Consider the following 15,634-nt stretch of genomic DNA (forward strand, 5'->3'; position numbering starts at 1 on the left):
GTTTATGAAGTGAACTTAAATTGTAGGACAGGGTCATAGGTTGCTCATGCTGGCAGGTTGATATGAAAGTGCCAGCGTGCAACCCACAAGACAGATACGTGCTAAGGACTCGGTTAATGAAAATCATCAAGACGCTGGTGCTCACCTCGCTGTTCGCCGCCCTGGCCGGCTGCGGCAGCGATGCCATCGAAGGCAAGTTCAACGTGCAGGCCAGCGTGATGGGCTTCAAGAGCAACGTGGGTACCGCAGAGCTGGACGAGGACTACATCACCCTGCTGGGCGACAAGTACGAGATCGACGAGTGGAAGCGTGACGGTGACACCGTCGTCGCCCGCGACAAGAACGGCACCGCGGTGATGAACGCGCGCGTCGAAGACAACGGCAACCGCCTGGTGGTGCTGGACGGCGGTGAGCTGGTCAGCATGACCCTGACCCGCATCAAGTAACTCCCCACGCCACATTCAACTCCAAGGACGTTCTGTGAAAAAAGTACTGGCTGTATCAGGCATTGCCGCGTTGCTGGCTGGCTGCGGGTCGAGTTACCAGTGGGACGAGGTCACCACCTCCAAGGGCAGCAAGGGCAAGCCCACTGCCATCTATGTGGACAAGAAGACCAAGGAGCCGGTGTCCGGCACCATCATCTGGAAGGAAGGCGACACGCTGATCTCCGAGTTCAAGGTCAAGAACGGCAAGGTCCAGGGCGACTGGGTTACCCACAATGCCGACGGCTCGGTGGCCATCGAGGCGCAACTCGATGACGGCCAGCTGACCGGCACCACGACCGTGTATTGCAGCGGCGGCGAGAAAAAGCCGCAGCAGCGCATCGTCATCGCCGGCAAGAAGCAGACCGAGAGCCAGTTCGACTGCGCCAGCGGCCTGCAGACCCGCGAACAGGTCACGGTGCACGAAGAGGGCAGCAAGCAGAACGGTCGCACCCTGGCCCAATCGGCCTGGCGCGTGGTCAATGGCGAGCAGGTGCCGGCCGTGGTCGCCAACTATGACAAGGACGGCAGCGGCCAGCTCGATGGCGTGCAGGAAACCTTCTACCCGACCGGCCAGGTGCAGGAGCGCAAGCACTACAACCAGGGCAAGCTGGAGGGCCTGCAGGAGGAGTTCGTGCTGCTCGACGACGGCACCTACCGTCTGCGTAAGGTCACTGCCTACAAGGATGGCCAGCGCGATGGCGATTCGATCCAGTACTTCGCCTCGCCCGACTGGCCGGAAAAGACCGTCGAAAAACGCGAAACCTACGCGGCGGGGCAGGACACCGGCAAGACCGTGATCTACCGCGAGCTGGATGTACAGGTGCTGGTGCCGTACCAGGACGTGCCGCCCAACCACTACAAGCTCAAGGAAGCGCTGGCCGGCAAGTCTACCCGTGACGGCTACGTGGCCGATGTGGAGTCGCTCAAGTACCTGCTGCAGGCCTCTGACATCGACCTGAACAAGCCGCTGGTCGCCGAAGCCGAGCTGCCGGTCCACTATGTGGCCGAGAATGCCTACGACATGCTGGTGAGCCTGGGCGCCGACCCGCTCAAGACCACCGCAGAGGGCAATACCCGGCTGATGATGTGCCTGAAGAACGCGTGGCGCGATTGCTCGGACGCGCACTTCGACCAGCTGCTGGCCTTGTCCAATGCCAAGACGGCCAACCTGTTCGGCAACACGCCGCTGCACGAGCTGTGCAAGAGCAACAGCCTGACCAAGGAGCGCTCGGAACTGGGCCAGCGCCTGATCGCCAGCCAGGACATCAACGCGGTGAACTACGCGGGCCAGACTGCCTTGCACTACTGCATCACGCAGCGTGACAAGACCGTGGCCAATGCGCTGATCGCGGCCGGTGCCGATCTGGACAAGGCGGACTATTCGGGCGTTACCCCGGTGCAACTGGTGTTCCTGCGCGACCCGCGCCTGGGCCGTCAGAAGCAGGTGAGCTGGGACGCGGCGCGTATCCAGTACGTGGGCGGGCTGCTGGGCAAGTCCACGTTCAACTTCGAAGCGCCGTTCCCGGGCTTCGACAAGAGCCTGAAGCAGCTGATGATCGAAGCCAGCGATGCGCAGAGCGCAATGCTGGTTGACAGCCTGGCTGCCAACAAGGGTTGACCCCAGTCGCCGGGAAGGCTGGCCCCTGCAGGTGCAGGAGCCGGCCTTGCCGGCGAAGGCGCCCGCATCAGGCGCCGACAGCCTCGCGGCTCATGACGCCATCGACCAGCCGCTGGATTCCCAGCGGATTGGCATTCTGCAACGCTTCGGGCAGCAGTGCATCGGGGTAGTTCTGCAAGCACACCGGGCGCAGGAACCGGTCGATCGCCAGTGAACCCACCGAGGTGCCCCGGGCATCGGACGTAGCCGGGTACGGTCCGCCATGCACCATCGCATCGCACACCTCGACCCCCGTCGGATAGCCATTGAGCAGAACCCGCCCGACCTTTTCCACCAGCAACTCACCCAGCCAGCGGTACTCGAGCAACTCGGCCTGCTCGCCGATCAGGGTGGCGGTCAGTTGTCCCCGCAGCCTTTGCAATGCCAGCGCCAGCTGCGCATCGTCCTCTATCTCGATAACGATGGTGGTTGGGCCGAACACTTCTTCCTGAAGCAAATCATCACCTTGCAGCAACAAGTTCACATCGGCCTTGAACAGCTGGGGTTGCGCCTGGCGCCCGTTCTGCGCGGCCCCTGCCAGGTGCGTGAGGCCAGGATGGCGGTGCAGGTGCTCCAGCCCCTTGGCATAACTGGCCAGTGCCCCGGCATTGAGCATGGTCTGTGCAGGCTGTTCGGCCATCTGTGCGACGAAGGCGTGCACAAAGTCACTGAACGCCGGCGAGCGCACGCCGATGATCAGGCCGGGGTTGGTGCAGAACTGCCCGCAGCCCAGGGTAACCGAACCGGTCAGCTCGCGGGCGATGGCCGCCCCACGCACCTGCAGCGCCTGTGGCAGCAGGATGACGGGGTTGATGCTCGACATCTCGGCGAACACCGGGATCGGCTGCGGGCGCTCGGCGGCCATTTTGCACAGGGCGTTGCCGCCCTTGAGCGAGCCGGTGAAGCCCACCGCCTGGATCGCCGGGTGGCGCACCAGCCATTCCCCCACACCTGCGCCATAGATCATGTTGAATACCCCCGCCGGCATGCCGGTGCGCTGCGCAGCGCGCAGGATCGCATCGGCCACCCATTCGGCGGTGGCCATGTGCCCGCTGTGAGCCTTGAACACCACCGGGCAGCCGGCGGCCAGCGCCGAGGCGGTATCGCCGCCGGCCGTGGAGAAGGCCAGCGGAAAGTTGCTGGCGCCGAACACCGCCACCGGCCCCAGGCCGATACGGTACTGGCGCAGGTCCGGGCGCGGCAGTGGCTGGCGCTCGGGCAGCGCGCGGTCGATGCGAGCCCCGTGGAAGTCGCCACGGCGCAGCACGTTGGCGAACAGGCGCAGCTGCCCGCTGGTGCGCCCGCGTTCGCCCGAGATGCGTGCAGCGGGCAGGGCGGTTTCGCGGCATACCGTGGCGATGAAGTCATCGCCCAGGCCGTCCAGCTCGTCGGCGATGGCATCAAGAAATTCGGCGCGCCGCGTCGCAGGCAGCGTACGGAACTGCGGGTAGGCGCTGGCGGCAGCCTTGGCGGCGGCGTCCACTTCTTCGGCAGTGGCCTGGATGAAGGTGCACGCCAGCGCTTCGCCGGTGCTCGCATCCAGGCTCTGCAGTACGGTGGTGCCGGCAGCGCTGCGCTGGCCGGCGATGTAGTTGTGGCCGAGAACAGAGGTCATTGCGGGGTCCTTGTCGGTTGAGGGCAGGGGCTCAGGTGATGGCGCCGATCTGCCAGGGCACGAATTCGTTCTGGCCGTAGCCATGTTGTTCGCTCTTGCTGCGCTCGCCCGAGGCAATGCGCAGCATCAGGCGGTAGATGTGTTCGCCGCGTTCCTCGATGGTGGTGCTGGCGTCGGCGATGCCGCCGCAGTTCACGTCCATGTCGTCTTCCTGGGTTTCCCACAGGCGGGTGTTGGTGGCCAGCTTGATCGAGGGCGACGGTGCGCAGCCGTAGGCCGAACCGCGCCCGGTGGTGAAGGCGATCAGGTTGGCGCCGCCGGCGACCTGGCCGGTGGCCGAGATCGGGTCGTAGCCGGGGGTGTCCATGAACACCAGGCCGTGGGCACGCACCGGTTCGGCGTATTCGTAGACGTCCATCAGGTCGCTGGAGCCAGCCTTGGCCACGGCGCCCAGGGATTTTTCGAGAATGGTGGTGAGCCCGCCGGCCTTGTTGCCGGCCGAGGGGTTGTTGTTCAGTTCGGCGCCCATGCGCTCACAGTAGGCTTCCCACCAGTGGATACGCGCGATCAGCTTTTCGCCCACTTCGCGGCTGACCGCACGGCGCGTGAGCAGGTGCTCGGCGCCGTAGATTTCCGGGGTTTCGGACAGTATCGCGGTGCCACCGGCCTCTACCAGGCGATCCACCGCATTGCCCAGTGCCGGGTTGGCGGTGATACCCGAATAGCCGTCGGAGCCGCCACATTGCAGGCCGACGGTCAGGTGCCTGACGCTGACCGGCTCGCGACGCACCTGATCGGCTTCGGCCAGCAGCGACTTGACCTGGGCGATGCCGCTGGCAATGGTGCGCGTGGTGCCGCCGGTGCCCTGGATGGTGAAGGTGCGCAGGGTGTGGCTGCTGTTCAGGCCCTGGGCGGCCAGCAGGTCGGGGATCTGGTTGGTCTCGCAGCCCAGGCCGATCATAAGCACCGAGGCGAAGTTGGCATGCACCGCGTACCCGCCCAGGGTGCGCTGCAGCATCGCCAGCGCCTCGCCGCCAGGGTCGACCGCGCAGCCCACGCCGTGGGTCAGGGCCACCACGCCGTCCACGTTGGGGTAGGGCGCGAGCGCCTCGGGGTGGATGTCGCGGCGAAAATGGTCGGCGATGGCGCGTGCCACGGTGGCCGAGCAGTTCACCGAGGTGAGGATGCCGATGTAGTTGCGCGTGGCCACCCGGCCGTCGGCGCGCACGATGCCCATGAAGGTATCGTCGGTGGTGGCCGGTGTACCCCTGGCGTCCACGCCGAAGGCGTAGTCGCGGGCAAAGTCGCCCATGGCCAGGTTGTGCACGTGCACATGCTCGCCGGCGGCGATGGGCTGGCTGGCAAAGCCGATGATCTGCCCGTAGCGGCGCAGCGGCTGGCCGGGGGCGATGGCGCGCACCGCCACCTTGTGCCCGGCCGGGATGGCCTGCAGCACCTCGATGTGCTCGGCCTGCAGGTGCAGGCCCTTGGGCAGGGGCTGGCGGGCGATGAGCACGTCGTCCAGCGGGTTGAGGCGGATCACGGCATTGGCGGCGCTGTCGCTGCCTGTTGTTGTAATGAGTTGCATCTCAGTCATCTCCAGAGGCGTGGGCCGGGCTTACGCCAGGCCGCGCTCGCGATAGTCGATCAGGCCGGAGAACAGCATCAGGCCGAAGGCCATGACCACGAAGAAGATCAGGGCCAGGAAGTAGGAGCCGGTGAACTGCACGATCAGGCCGATCAGGATCGGCACCAGTACGCCGACCATGTTGCCGCAGAAGTTCATGCTGCCGCCCAGGATGCCGGCCTTGGACTTGCCGCCCAGGATCGCCGGCAGGCACCAGTACATGCCGCACCAGCGGATGAAGAACAGCGCGACGCACAGCAGGGCGATGACCCGCGCGGCATCCGGGGTGTAGGCCACCAGCAGGATGCACAGGGCAGCCACGGCGGCGGAGCCTGCGAACATGCTGCGCATCACGGTGTTGGGCTGGCCGCCGCTGGCTTTCCACTTGTCGGCGATCCAGCCGCCGATCAGCTCGCCGACGAAGCCGCACATGAAGATCAGGAAGGTGGCGCCGCCCATGGCCTTGATGTCCAGATTGTGGGCCTGGTGCAGGTAGCTCGGCATCCAGGTCAGCAGGCCGTAGAACACGCTGTTGTAGCAGGCATAGCCGGCGAACATGGCCAGTACCGAGCGGCTCTTGAGCAGCTCCTTGAGGATCGCCTTGCGCCCGTTGCCGTCGCTGGCCACCGCGTTGGCCTGGTTGATGTAGTCCAGCTCGGCGGCGTTGACCTTGGGGTGCTCGCAAGGGTGGTTGCGGATGTACCACCAGGCCCAGATGCCGACCACGATGGTGCCCACCCCGGCGATCACGAAGGCGATGCGCCAGGAGTCGAACCAGGTGATCAGGCCGGCGATGATGATCGCACCGAATGCGGTGCCCAGCGGCGCGCCGCCGTCCACCAGGGTGGCGCCACGCCCACGCTCGTTGGGGGTCAGCCAGGCGCCGTTGAGCTTGGCCCCGGCCGGCATGATCGGCGATTCGGCCACACCCAGGCCGACGCGGGTGATCAGCAGGGTGATCCAGTTGTGCGCGCCGCCGGCCAGTGCCTGGAAGGCGCCCCAGCCAATGGTGGCGGCACCGATGATGTTGCGCACCTGGAAACGGTCCAGCAGCATGCCGCTGGGGATCTGCATCAGTGCGTACGACCAGAAGAACGCGCTGAGAATCAGGCCTTCCATGGCCGGGGTCAGTTCGAATTCCGCCGAGATCAGCGGCAGCGCCACCGACAGCGAGGCGCGGTCGATGTAGTTGATCGCGGCCAGCAACAGCAGGATCAGGAAGATGCGCCAGCGCACGGTGGTGGGCCGCTGGGCATCGGTGGCAGCCAGGGCAGGTGCCGGGGCGGCCTGCAAGGAGGTGTCTTTCATGCTCATCTCACTCTTATGGTTGTTATGAAATGCCGCGGCGGCGCGCGGGGCGCCGCCTGCGGTTCAGAGCGCTTTCACCTCGCCGGGTGAGATGGCCGAAGGCGTCACGCTGATGCCATTGCGCAGCGGGGCGCCGAACTCGGGCAGGCTGATTTCGAACACGTCGCCGGGCGCGGCCTTGACCTGGTCGGCGAACGACAGGGTCGCGGTGCCGAAGAAGTGCACGTGCACATCGCCCGGACGCAGGAACTGGGTGTACTTGAAGTGGTGGTACTCCAGGTTCTCCAGCGAATGGCACATGTTGTCCTCGCCGCTGAGGAATTCCTTTTCCCACAGCAGGTTATCACCGCGGTGGATACGGCTGACGCCGCCCAGGTGAGCGGGCAGCTCGCCGACCCGCAACTCGGGGCCGTAGGAGCAGTTGCGCAGCTTGGAGTGGGCCAGGTACAGGTAGTTGCGCCGCTCCATCACATGGTCGGAGAACTCGTTGCCGATGGCGAAGCCTACCCGGTAGGGCTGACCGTCATCGCCGACCACGTACAGGCCGGCCAGCTCGGGCTCTTCGCCGCTGTCTTCGGCAAAGGCGGGGCTCTGGAACGGCTGGCCGGGGCGTACCACGATCGAGCCGTCGCCCTTGTAGAACCATTCCGGCTGCACACCGGCGGTGCCGGAGGGCGGGCGGCCGCCTTCGATGCCCCACTGGAAGATGCGGGCGGTGTCGGTCAGGGCGGTGCTGTCGTCGATTTTCTGCTGGTGCATCTTGTCGCGGGTCGAGGCGCTGCCCAGGTGGGTCAGGCCGGTGCCGCTGATCAGGCAGTGGGCGGGGTCATCGTGGTCCAGCGGCGGCAGCACCCGGCAGTCGGCCAGGGCCTGGGCGTAACTGTGGGCGGTGGCGTCCAGGCCGCGGGCGAGCACTTCGTCGCACAGGCTGCGGGCGTTGCGAATCGCGGCCAGGGCCAGTTCACGCATGGTGCGGGTATTGCGTACCACCTGGATCAGGTCGCCTTCGATGACGCCGACGTGACGCGCGGCTGCAGGGGTTTCGAATTGGATCAGACGCATGCTGACTCCTGATTGTTCTTGTGGGGAGGGCTGTTGTCCGACACTTTAAATTTGCGTGGCTTTGCTGCCTAATGACAGCTGTTGACCGAGGGATAACCAAAAGTAATCACCTATGCTGCCACCCCTGACTACCATGGCTTCGCGCCTGCGCATGCGCCAGTTGCGCCTGCTGATCAGCCTCGACGAGCTGGGCTCGATCCACAAGGCCGCCCAGGCCCTGTCTATTACCCAGCCGGGCGCGACCAAGGCCCTCAATGAAATCGAATCGACCCTGGGCGCGGTGCTGTTCGAGCGCACCAGCAAGGGGCTGGAGGCCAATGACCTGGGGCGCTGCGTGGTGCGTTATGCGCGCCTGATCAATACCGACCTGGCGCACCTGCGCGAAGAGATGATCGGTATTCTGCAGGGCCACGGCGGGCGGCTGTCGGTGGGGTCGATCATGGGGGCGGTACCGATGCTGGTGGAGGGCCTGGCGCGTCTGCGCGAGAGCCAGCCGGACCTGTCGGTATCGATCGTCGAGGACACCAGCGACCGCCTGCTCAGCTTGCTCGATCAGGGCCGCCTGGATGTGGTGATCTGCCGAACCAGCGTGAGCCCGCGACCGGGCGCCTATGTGAGCCGGGCCAGGCATCAGGAGCAGTTGGTGGTGGTGGCCAATCTGCAGCACCCGCTGGTGGGGTGTGCCGAGTTGAGGCTCGAGGCGTTGGCCGATTCACGCTGGGTGGTGTTCCCGGTGAACATGCCGATGCGCTTGACGCTGGAGCGAGAATTTCGTGAGGCGGGTTTGAGCTTTCCGCTGTATCCCATTGAAACTTCATCAACTTTTACCACGCTCACGCTGCTGTTGCAGGACCGTGGGCTGGTGGCGGTGATGCCGTGGGACTCGGCCAGGATCGCGCTCGAGTATGGGATGCTGGCGCAACTGCCGCTGGAATTGAACTCGCGCAGCGAGCCCTATGAGGTGGTCACGCGCAAGGGGGTGGAACTGCCGGTGCCGGCGCAGTTGCTGATCGAGGCGCTGGGGGTGTGAGGTGACAGGCCGGGCCCGTCGCCGGCAAGGCCGGCTCCTGCGGCAGGAGCCGGCCTTGCCGGCGAAGCGGTTGGCGCGAATCAGGCCGTAGAGCCGACCTTCTTTGCCGCCTGACCTTTGGCTGCCTGCTGGCGGCAGGCCTGGCCGAAGGCTTCGAACATCTTCACCGAGTCCGGGTTCTGCGCCGCCTGCCATTCCGGGTGCCATTGCACCGCGAACAGGAACGGCGACAGGCTTGGTGCATGGATCGCTTCCACCAGCCCGTCTTCGGCACGTGCCAGTGGCTCGAGGCCTTCACCCAGGGTCTTCAGGCCCTGGCCATGCAGCGAGTTGACGCGGATTTCATCGCTCTGCAGCAGTTCGCGCAGCCAACTGCCGGCTTCCAGGCGCACGCTGTGAACCTGGCTGTACTGCACATCAACCGGATCGTCGGGGTTCTCCCGGTGATCGTTGAAGCCTGGCTCGGCATAGACCTTCTGGTAGATGTCGCCGCCCAGTGCCACGTTGATTTCCTGCATGCCGCGGCAGATACCGAAGATCGGCAGGCCACGGGCGATGGCCAGTTGCACCAGCGGCAGGTCGAACAGGTCGCGGTCGCGGTCCTGGGCCTTGCCCGGGGTTTCGTTCTCCTGACCATACAGCGCCGGGTCGATGTTGCTGCCGGCACCGGTCAGGTACACGCCGTCGGCCATGTCCAGGTACTGCTCGAGGTCTTCGGTACCGCAGCAGGTCGGAACCAGAACCGGCACGCATCCGGCATGGTCGACCAGGGGTTGGATGTATTTGTGGGTCATTACCTGGTAGGCATGGCCCTTGCGTTCCTGGGCACCCATGGTCATGAGTACGACAGGCTTGCGCAGGGTCTGATTCTTATTGCCAATGTTGCTGTTGGGCATATGTCACCTTGGGACAGGCTCGGCCTGTCATTGTTGTGCAGGCGCATCGGGAACCGCTGACGCTACCTGAGGTTTCGAGCACTGCCGAGAGCGCCTGGAAGGACGACTCCCGGTCGAAACCTGTGACATAGCTTGCCAGAGCCGTTAAATATGTCAAACGGCTTTACCCTGTGGCAGGCTAATTTCCTTATGTTGTTTCTAGTAATACAACCCAATACCTTGTTTTATAAGGATTAATATCAATTGTTAGCGTGCTTGGTAGTTCATTATATTTAACGTACGACTTTCGGCGTAGGCAACCGGGCCTCAGCTGGCCGGCTGGCCCTTGCGCCAGCGCCGCATGCCGGTGGTGATTGCGTACAGCAGCCAGACAGCCCAGCCGACCAGCACGAACCAGCCGAACACGAAGGGTATGCCGATGACGCCCACCCCCAGCAGCAACAGGCCGATCCAGAACATGCGGATCTGGAAGGTGTAGTGGCTGCGGTCCAGGTCATTGGCGCCAGCGCGGCTCTGGTAGGCGTAGACCAGCCCGGCAGGCGCGGTGACCACCACCAGCAGGCTGATGAGGTACAGCACGTAGACCAGCATCGGGCCGTTGTCGCTGCTGCGGGTGTAGGTGCTCTGGTTCTGCTGCGCCTGGCGGTGGCGGGGCTTGTAGTAGGCCGTGTGGTCGGTGCTGTCGGGCTGCTGCGGTTGGCTTTGCGGCTTGCTCTGCGGCTTTGCGCGGCCATCCGGGTCGGGGCGTTGAATCTTGAAATCCTGCATGCTTGCTGTTCTCCACTGGAGTTGGAAGGCTTAAGCCTGGGCGTCGTGCATGACCTGAATCGCCGACTGGGTGCCGCGGGTCTGCTCGCGGTACTGGTAGGTGACCTTGTCGGTGGCGACCTTGCCGTTGTAGCCGCTCTTGATGGTTCTGACGATGTAGTTGAAGTCGCCCTTGCTGCGGGTGGTGACCACCACATTGGCCTTGCTGCGGGCACCGGACACGTAGCTGCCGACACGGCCCAGGGGCTCCTTGAGGCGCTTGTCGCGCTTGTTGACCAGGGCCTGGGGCACGTTCACCTGCATGGAGTCGACGGCATCGATGCTGGCGGCGCCCACCGCATTGCGCTCGTCGGCCGGCACCGCGACCTGGCGGGTACTGACCTGCACGGCGGCTACGTCGGCAGACTGGCGCTCGATGTCGGCCTGCACCTGCCGGGCCTGCTGCAGGTCTTTCTGGCGGCCGATGTAGTAGCCACTGGGGGCGCCCAGCGCGGCACCAATGGCGCAGCCCACACCGGGCTTGCCGCCGGTGCCGACCGCAATGATCGCGCCGCCCAGGCAGCCGGCAGCACCGCCCAGTGCGGTGCTGCCCATCTGCGAGTTCTGGCAGCCGCCGAGCAGCACGCCGCCAGCCAGTAGTACAAGGGTAAGGGTGGTCGAGCGGGTCAAGGTGGGGCTCCTTTCAGGCCGTGGCGGGGCGCTGTCATCAGTCGTTGTCGTGGTAGCCGTAGCTCAGGCCTTGCAGCAGGTGCAGGCGAATCGCTTCGTTGAGCGGGTAGAACAGCGGCTGCACCTGGGCGGTCCACTGCGCACCGTGGGCGATCACCCAGCCCATGGCGCCCAGGGTGCTGGCGCCTCGCTGCTTGAGGGTGAGAAACAGCGGCTGTTCGGTGACCTTGTTGCTGAACGGCATCGGCAGCGCCAGCACCACCACCGCGTACACCGCCAGCGCACCCCAGTAGGCGCGACGCGGCACCGGGCGCACGGCGCGCAGGGCGAACAGGGTGCATTTGAACAGGTGGGTGAAGGCCCCCAGCAACGAGAACAGCAGGGCGATCATCGGCACGATCAGGGCGCGGTAGCTGTCTCGGCCGATGTCGGCCTTGTCGTTGCGCTCGCCATAGCGGGCCGGCTCGACCAGGCGTTCTTCGAGCAGTTGCTGGGCATCCAGGCGCAGGGTCGGGCGGTAGATCGCCTGTTCATAGGCGTCGAGCGACCAGTCGGGCTTGAGTGACAGGCTGTCGGGCAGGTACAGCGCGCTACGCCAGCGCTGCTGGATCGCCGGGTCGGCGAAGAACCCCTGGCGCGACAGGCCGGGTTTGATCCAGTCGCCCTGGATATGCTTGAACAGCTCGGTGCCGTAGGCGCCGCTGGCATGGCCCTGCACGCGCTTGGCCACGGCCAGGTTGAAGCCGGCGCGGTCGCCGGGTTGCCAGTTGTCACTCACCTGAATGCCCTTGTCATCCAGCATGCGGCGCACCTGCGGCCAGTGTCGGCGCGGCACGTTGCCTGGGGTCAGGCGGCGATTGCGCTGCTTGAGGGTCTGCACGTAATCGTCCCAGGCCTGCTGCTGATGCCGGGCGATGGCGGCCGGGCTGGTGGCGTCCAGGTAGCGCTGGCTGCCCTGGCGGTAGTTGCCGTACAGCTCGTCCAGCTCGGCCAGGGCCTCGCGGTAACGCTGGTAGTTGTCGGCCAGCGGGCCGCGGCGGGTTTCGGCGAACAGTTCGAAGAAGGCCAGGCCCTGCTGGCGCACCCGCTCTTCGAGGCGATCGACCGACTGCAGCAGGATCGGCAGGGTGGCCAGCAGGGTCTTGCCCTCGGGGCGCTTGTAGTCGTCGGTGCCCAGCTCCAGCCCCTTCAGGCCGAACTCGCGATGCACCAACAGGTAGCTGATGGGCACGCCCAGCACGGCGCGGGCACGCTCCTGCGGGGTTGAAGTGGCGACCAGGTGGTTGATCAGGGCCAGCTGCGCATAAAACACCACCAGCAGGCAGCTGCCCACCGTCAGCGCAGACCAGGCCAGCGTGCGGCCCAGGCTCCAGTACTGGCTGCAGGCCTTTTTCAGTACCCAGCCCAGGCCCAGCAGGGCCACGGCGGTGCCGGCGATCAGGCGTCCGTAGACTTCGATCGACTCGACCTGCGCGGGGCTGGCCAGCCCGCCCACCACATCCAGCAGGCGTGCGTTGAAGCCCATCTCGACGAGCAGGTAACACAGCGTCAGCCCCAGCATCAGGCGGGCCACGAAGCGTTGCTGCTGGCGGGGCGTTGACGCACGTGCCACGACAGGCCGGCGCAGCCACCCGCGCCATGGCCGGCCCGTCAGGTCGGGCGACAGGCGGCTGTTCACGGCTAGTGTTCCAGCTCGGAGGTCAGGTCGAGCGTCACCCGGCGCTGGGCCGGCGCCGCGGTTTTGGCGCGGTCGACCACTTCAGTGGCGACCTGGGGCGTGACCTGGGGCGTGACCTGCGGCGCGGCCGATGGCGCTGCTGCCGGGGCAGGCGTTGGCGGTTTGGCTTCGACCCTGGCCACTGCGGGCGCGGGCCTGGGTTGCGGCGGGGGCGTCGGGGCCACGGCGTGCTGGACGGGTGCAGGGCGTGGCGCTGCGGCCCTGGCAGGGGCTGGTGTCGCCTTGGCCAGGCCCTTGAGCAGGTTCGGCAGGTCGACCCGCAGCGGGCCGCGGAACTGCCGGTCGAGCGACGAGTAGGTCCAGGCCGCCGACTGCGTGCCGTTGAGCTGCATCGCCACCAGGCTTTTGCCGTCTTCGGCGCGCTGCAAGGCCAGCATGTCGGAACAGCCGCCCAGGCGGTAAGGCCCCCACGCCGAGGTGCCGGACAACACCACCAGCGCGCTTTGCGAGTCGCATTGCGGCGTGCGGTAGCTGAGCACCACGGCGGTTTCGCCCTGCAGGTCGTAGGTGCCCTCCACATTGGTTTCGCGCCACTGCGCTGGCAGCTGCAATTGCAGCTTGCGCTGGGGCAGCGTGAGGTAGGCGTGCCCCTGCGGGGTTTCCATGTGGTTGATCGGGCCGGCAGCCGAGGGGTGGGTGCCGATCAACTGGTCGGCCAGCGCGCCGGATGCCTGGAAGGCGAGCCCGGCCATTAGCCAGCAGGCCAGGCCGAGTGCGCTGAAACGTGAGGGGGTGTGGTGTTTCAAAGAGTGCTTCCCTGTACTGATGGCGCGCGTGACCCGCTGCGCGGGATGGTAGCACAGGGCTACATATTGGGCAGTTTCCTACAAGAATTGCTGACAACCGAAACGTGACGCGTAGCGCACGCCAGGGGCGGCGTGGCATTCTGTGGCGTTACGCCAGCAGGCGAAAACAGGACGCGCGCATTGAGACGGAGTAGACGATGACCCAGGCATTCACCCGCACCGTGGAGCAAGCACTGCGCAGCCGCCTGCAGGGGTGCGGCTATGACACCTCCGATCTCGAGCTGACCGTGCAGCAGGTCGAGGACAAGGGGCGCGCGGTGAGCGTGAGCCGGCGCTGGAGCCTGGTGACCGAAGTGCGCCGCGAGTCGGCTTCGGTGGGGCTGCGGATCAATTCGGTGAGCGAACACCAGCTCGAGCAGTCGATGGCCGAGCAGCGTCAAGTGCTGCTGGGCAGGGGCGCGGCGCATTACAAGAACCGTGTGCTCAAGGGGCTGGGCAGCAATCCCGCGCATTTTCTGCGCAGCCAGCAGGTGAAGCTGTTTGCCCTGGACCCGCTCTACACCAGCCATACCTGCGGCACCTGCAGCGGTTACGGCAAGCAGCGCTGCACCGCGTGCAACGGCAGTTGCAAGCTAAGATGCAGCAGTTGCAGCGGCAAGGGCCGCACGCAGTGCTGGGGCTGTGGCGGCTCCGGCCGCACCGGCAGTGGCAGTTGTGCCTACTGCATGGGCGCAGGCGGCGACAACTGCCCCAGTTGTGTGGGCGGCTCTGTGGCGTGCGGCTGCATGGGGGGGCAGGTGACCTGCGGCGGCTGTTTGGGCGACAAGTTCATCTGCACCCGCTACACCCTGGAGGTGTCGGCCAAGGCGGTCGGCAATTCGGTACACCTGAAGTCCAACGATACCTGGCTCAAGCCTTACGTCGACGAGTGGGGGGATGAGCCCGAAACCATCGAGCGGGCTGCCGAAGGGTTCGCCGCGCCCTATTACCCGGACAACACGCCCGAGAAGGGCGACCTGGTACTGAGCGTGGACGGCACCTGCTATTACAGCCAGGCCCAGGTGCGTGCCGGACGGCGCAGCATCCGTTGCAACATGCTTGGCCGCTACCGGCATGTGGTGTTCGATGACGGGCTGGCCGCCAGCTACTTCGACAGGGTGATCGAGCAGTTGGAAAACCCGGCAGACATCGAACAGGTGGCCCTGGCCAGCGAGCGTTCGGTGGCCCGGCGCATGATCGAGGAGTCTGGACACGTGAATTACGTCAGCCAGCTGTCGGACGTGAAAAACGGCACGGTCAGCCCCGAGCAGGCCAATCGCTTCTTCGCGCTGCGCAAGAACGCCTCGGACCAGCAGACGGCCCTGCGCAGCAAATTGGAGCCCAGGCTGGTGCTGCGCCGCGCGCTGGGTTACTTCTGGCGGCTGAGCCTGCTGATGCTGGTGCTGTTCTTTTTCAGCGCGGGCAAGCTTCTGGAGGTGAAGTTCGGCGGGCCGCAGGTGCTGTTCAGGGCCGATGGCCCGGCCACGGTGTGGGCCATGTTCAAGCATTACCTGATGCTGCCGTTCACCAGCCCGATCAACGGGGTGATGCTGGTGGGCGTGGGGCTGCTGTGCACCTGGCTGTTCAAGGACATGCTGTGGCACCGCATGAACCGCTTCATGGGCAAGGGCCCGGGCAATCGGCTGCTGGCCGCCGTGGTGCTGGCCTTCTGCCTGATGCCGCTGCTGGCGTTGTTCCCGGACACGCCGATCGCCCTGCTGCGGGACGGGCCACGCCTGCAGCACATGCTGCCCAATGCGCTGGTCGGCATGCTGGGGGCCTTGCCCACGCTGGTGCCGCTGTCGCTGCTGCTGGCCCTGGTGTTCAACCGCGCGCTCAACGCGCCGGCCATCGATGCGCGGCTGCGTCGCATGAACTTCGACGTGTGAGGGGGCAAGGGCAGGGCGTGTACCTGTCCTATACTTCGCGTATCCGCAACAGCTGGCTGTCGTTGATCGGATCGAGACGTCTCGATGCCGCCGGTAGTGCCTGTA

Annotated in this window: 13 protein-coding genes; 4 read left to right on the forward strand and 9 right to left on the reverse strand. The window is 65.8% G+C overall.

Annotated elements, in window-relative coordinates; translation table 11 throughout:
- The first annotated feature begins 116 nt into the window (after positions 1-116).
- Together ACPRTJ_RS22830 and ACPRTJ_RS22835 are read left to right on the forward strand one after the other, a co-directional pair.
- Complete coding sequence (locus ACPRTJ_RS22830; protein WP_043861351.1) at positions 117-446, forward strand: hypothetical protein; 330 nt, start codon at positions 117-119, stop codon at positions 444-446.
- A gap of 34 nt (positions 447-480) precedes the next feature.
- On the forward strand, positions 481-2,103 hold the full coding sequence (locus tag ACPRTJ_RS22835) for an ankyrin repeat domain-containing protein (RefSeq protein ID WP_426427330.1): 1,623 nt from the start codon (positions 481-483) through the stop codon (positions 2,101-2,103).
- A gap of 67 nt (positions 2,104-2,170) precedes the next feature.
- Here ACPRTJ_RS22835 and ACPRTJ_RS22840 read toward each other — a convergent pair whose 3' ends face one another.
- The 4 genes from ACPRTJ_RS22840 to araD1 form a co-directional block, all read right to left on the reverse strand.
- Positions 2,171-3,757 (reverse strand): aldehyde dehydrogenase (NADP(+)), encoded by a 1,587-nt coding sequence (locus ACPRTJ_RS22840; RefSeq protein ID WP_426427331.1) that lies wholly within the window; start codon positions 3,755-3,757, stop codon positions 2,171-2,173.
- 31 nt (positions 3,758-3,788) lie between these two features.
- The gene (locus tag ACPRTJ_RS22845) at positions 3,789-5,345 is read right to left on the reverse strand and encodes a UxaA family hydrolase (protein WP_426427332.1); all 1,557 of its coding nucleotides are present in this window, start codon (positions 5,343-5,345) and stop codon (positions 3,789-3,791) included.
- Positions 5,346-5,375: 30 nt separating this feature from the next.
- Positions 5,376-6,692, reverse strand: coding sequence for an MFS transporter (locus ACPRTJ_RS22850; RefSeq protein ID WP_371917302.1), 1,317 nt, complete (start codon positions 6,690-6,692; stop codon positions 5,376-5,378).
- A 63-nt stretch (positions 6,693-6,755) separates the two neighbouring features.
- Positions 6,756-7,754: an AraD1 family protein gene (gene araD1 / locus ACPRTJ_RS22855; RefSeq protein ID WP_426427333.1), complete on the reverse strand. Its 999-nt coding sequence runs from the start codon at positions 7,752-7,754 to the stop codon at positions 6,756-6,758.
- A 112-nt stretch (positions 7,755-7,866) separates the two neighbouring features.
- Between araD1 and ACPRTJ_RS22860 the strand changes: the two genes are divergently transcribed.
- Positions 7,867-8,784, forward strand: a complete 918-nt coding sequence (locus tag ACPRTJ_RS22860) for a LysR family transcriptional regulator (protein WP_058540129.1) — start codon at positions 7,867-7,869, stop codon at positions 8,782-8,784.
- An 80-nt stretch (positions 8,785-8,864) separates the two neighbouring features.
- Here ACPRTJ_RS22860 and ACPRTJ_RS22865 read toward each other — a convergent pair whose 3' ends face one another.
- The 5 genes from ACPRTJ_RS22865 to ACPRTJ_RS22885 all read right to left on the reverse strand — a co-directional run bounded on the left by ACPRTJ_RS22865 (position 8,865) and on the right by ACPRTJ_RS22885 (position 13,601).
- A complete protein-coding gene (locus ACPRTJ_RS22865; RefSeq protein ID WP_043861344.1) occupies positions 8,865-9,680 on the reverse strand; it encodes a gamma-glutamyl-gamma-aminobutyrate hydrolase family protein in 816 nt (271 codons plus the stop codon).
- Positions 9,681-9,986: 306 nt separating this feature from the next.
- Positions 9,987-10,448: a DUF4870 family protein gene (locus ACPRTJ_RS22870; RefSeq protein WP_054914589.1), complete on the reverse strand. Its 462-nt coding sequence runs from the start codon at positions 10,446-10,448 to the stop codon at positions 9,987-9,989.
- A 30-nt stretch (positions 10,449-10,478) separates the two neighbouring features.
- A complete protein-coding gene (locus ACPRTJ_RS22875) occupies positions 10,479-11,117 on the reverse strand; it encodes a glycine zipper domain-containing protein (RefSeq protein WP_052504252.1) in 639 nt (212 codons plus the stop codon).
- Between the two features lie 37 nt (positions 11,118-11,154).
- Entirely contained in the window at positions 11,155-12,795 is a 1,641-nt protein-coding gene (locus ACPRTJ_RS22880; RefSeq protein WP_054914588.1) for a hypothetical protein, read from the reverse strand.
- A gap of 2 nt (positions 12,796-12,797) precedes the next feature.
- Positions 12,798-13,601, reverse strand: a complete 804-nt coding sequence (locus ACPRTJ_RS22885) for a hypothetical protein (RefSeq protein WP_426427334.1) — start codon at positions 13,599-13,601, stop codon at positions 12,798-12,800.
- A 197-nt stretch (positions 13,602-13,798) separates the two neighbouring features.
- Here ACPRTJ_RS22885 and ACPRTJ_RS22890 point away from each other — a divergent pair, with 197 nt between their 5' ends.
- Positions 13,799-15,529, forward strand: coding sequence for a hypothetical protein (locus ACPRTJ_RS22890; protein WP_426427335.1), 1,731 nt, complete (start codon positions 13,799-13,801; stop codon positions 15,527-15,529).
- The last annotated feature ends 105 nt before the right edge of the window (positions 15,530-15,634 follow it).

The organism is Pseudomonas palmensis, from assembly GCF_049942755.1.
Lineage (GTDB): Bacteria > Pseudomonadota > Gammaproteobacteria > Pseudomonadales > Pseudomonadaceae > Aquipseudomonas > Aquipseudomonas palmensis.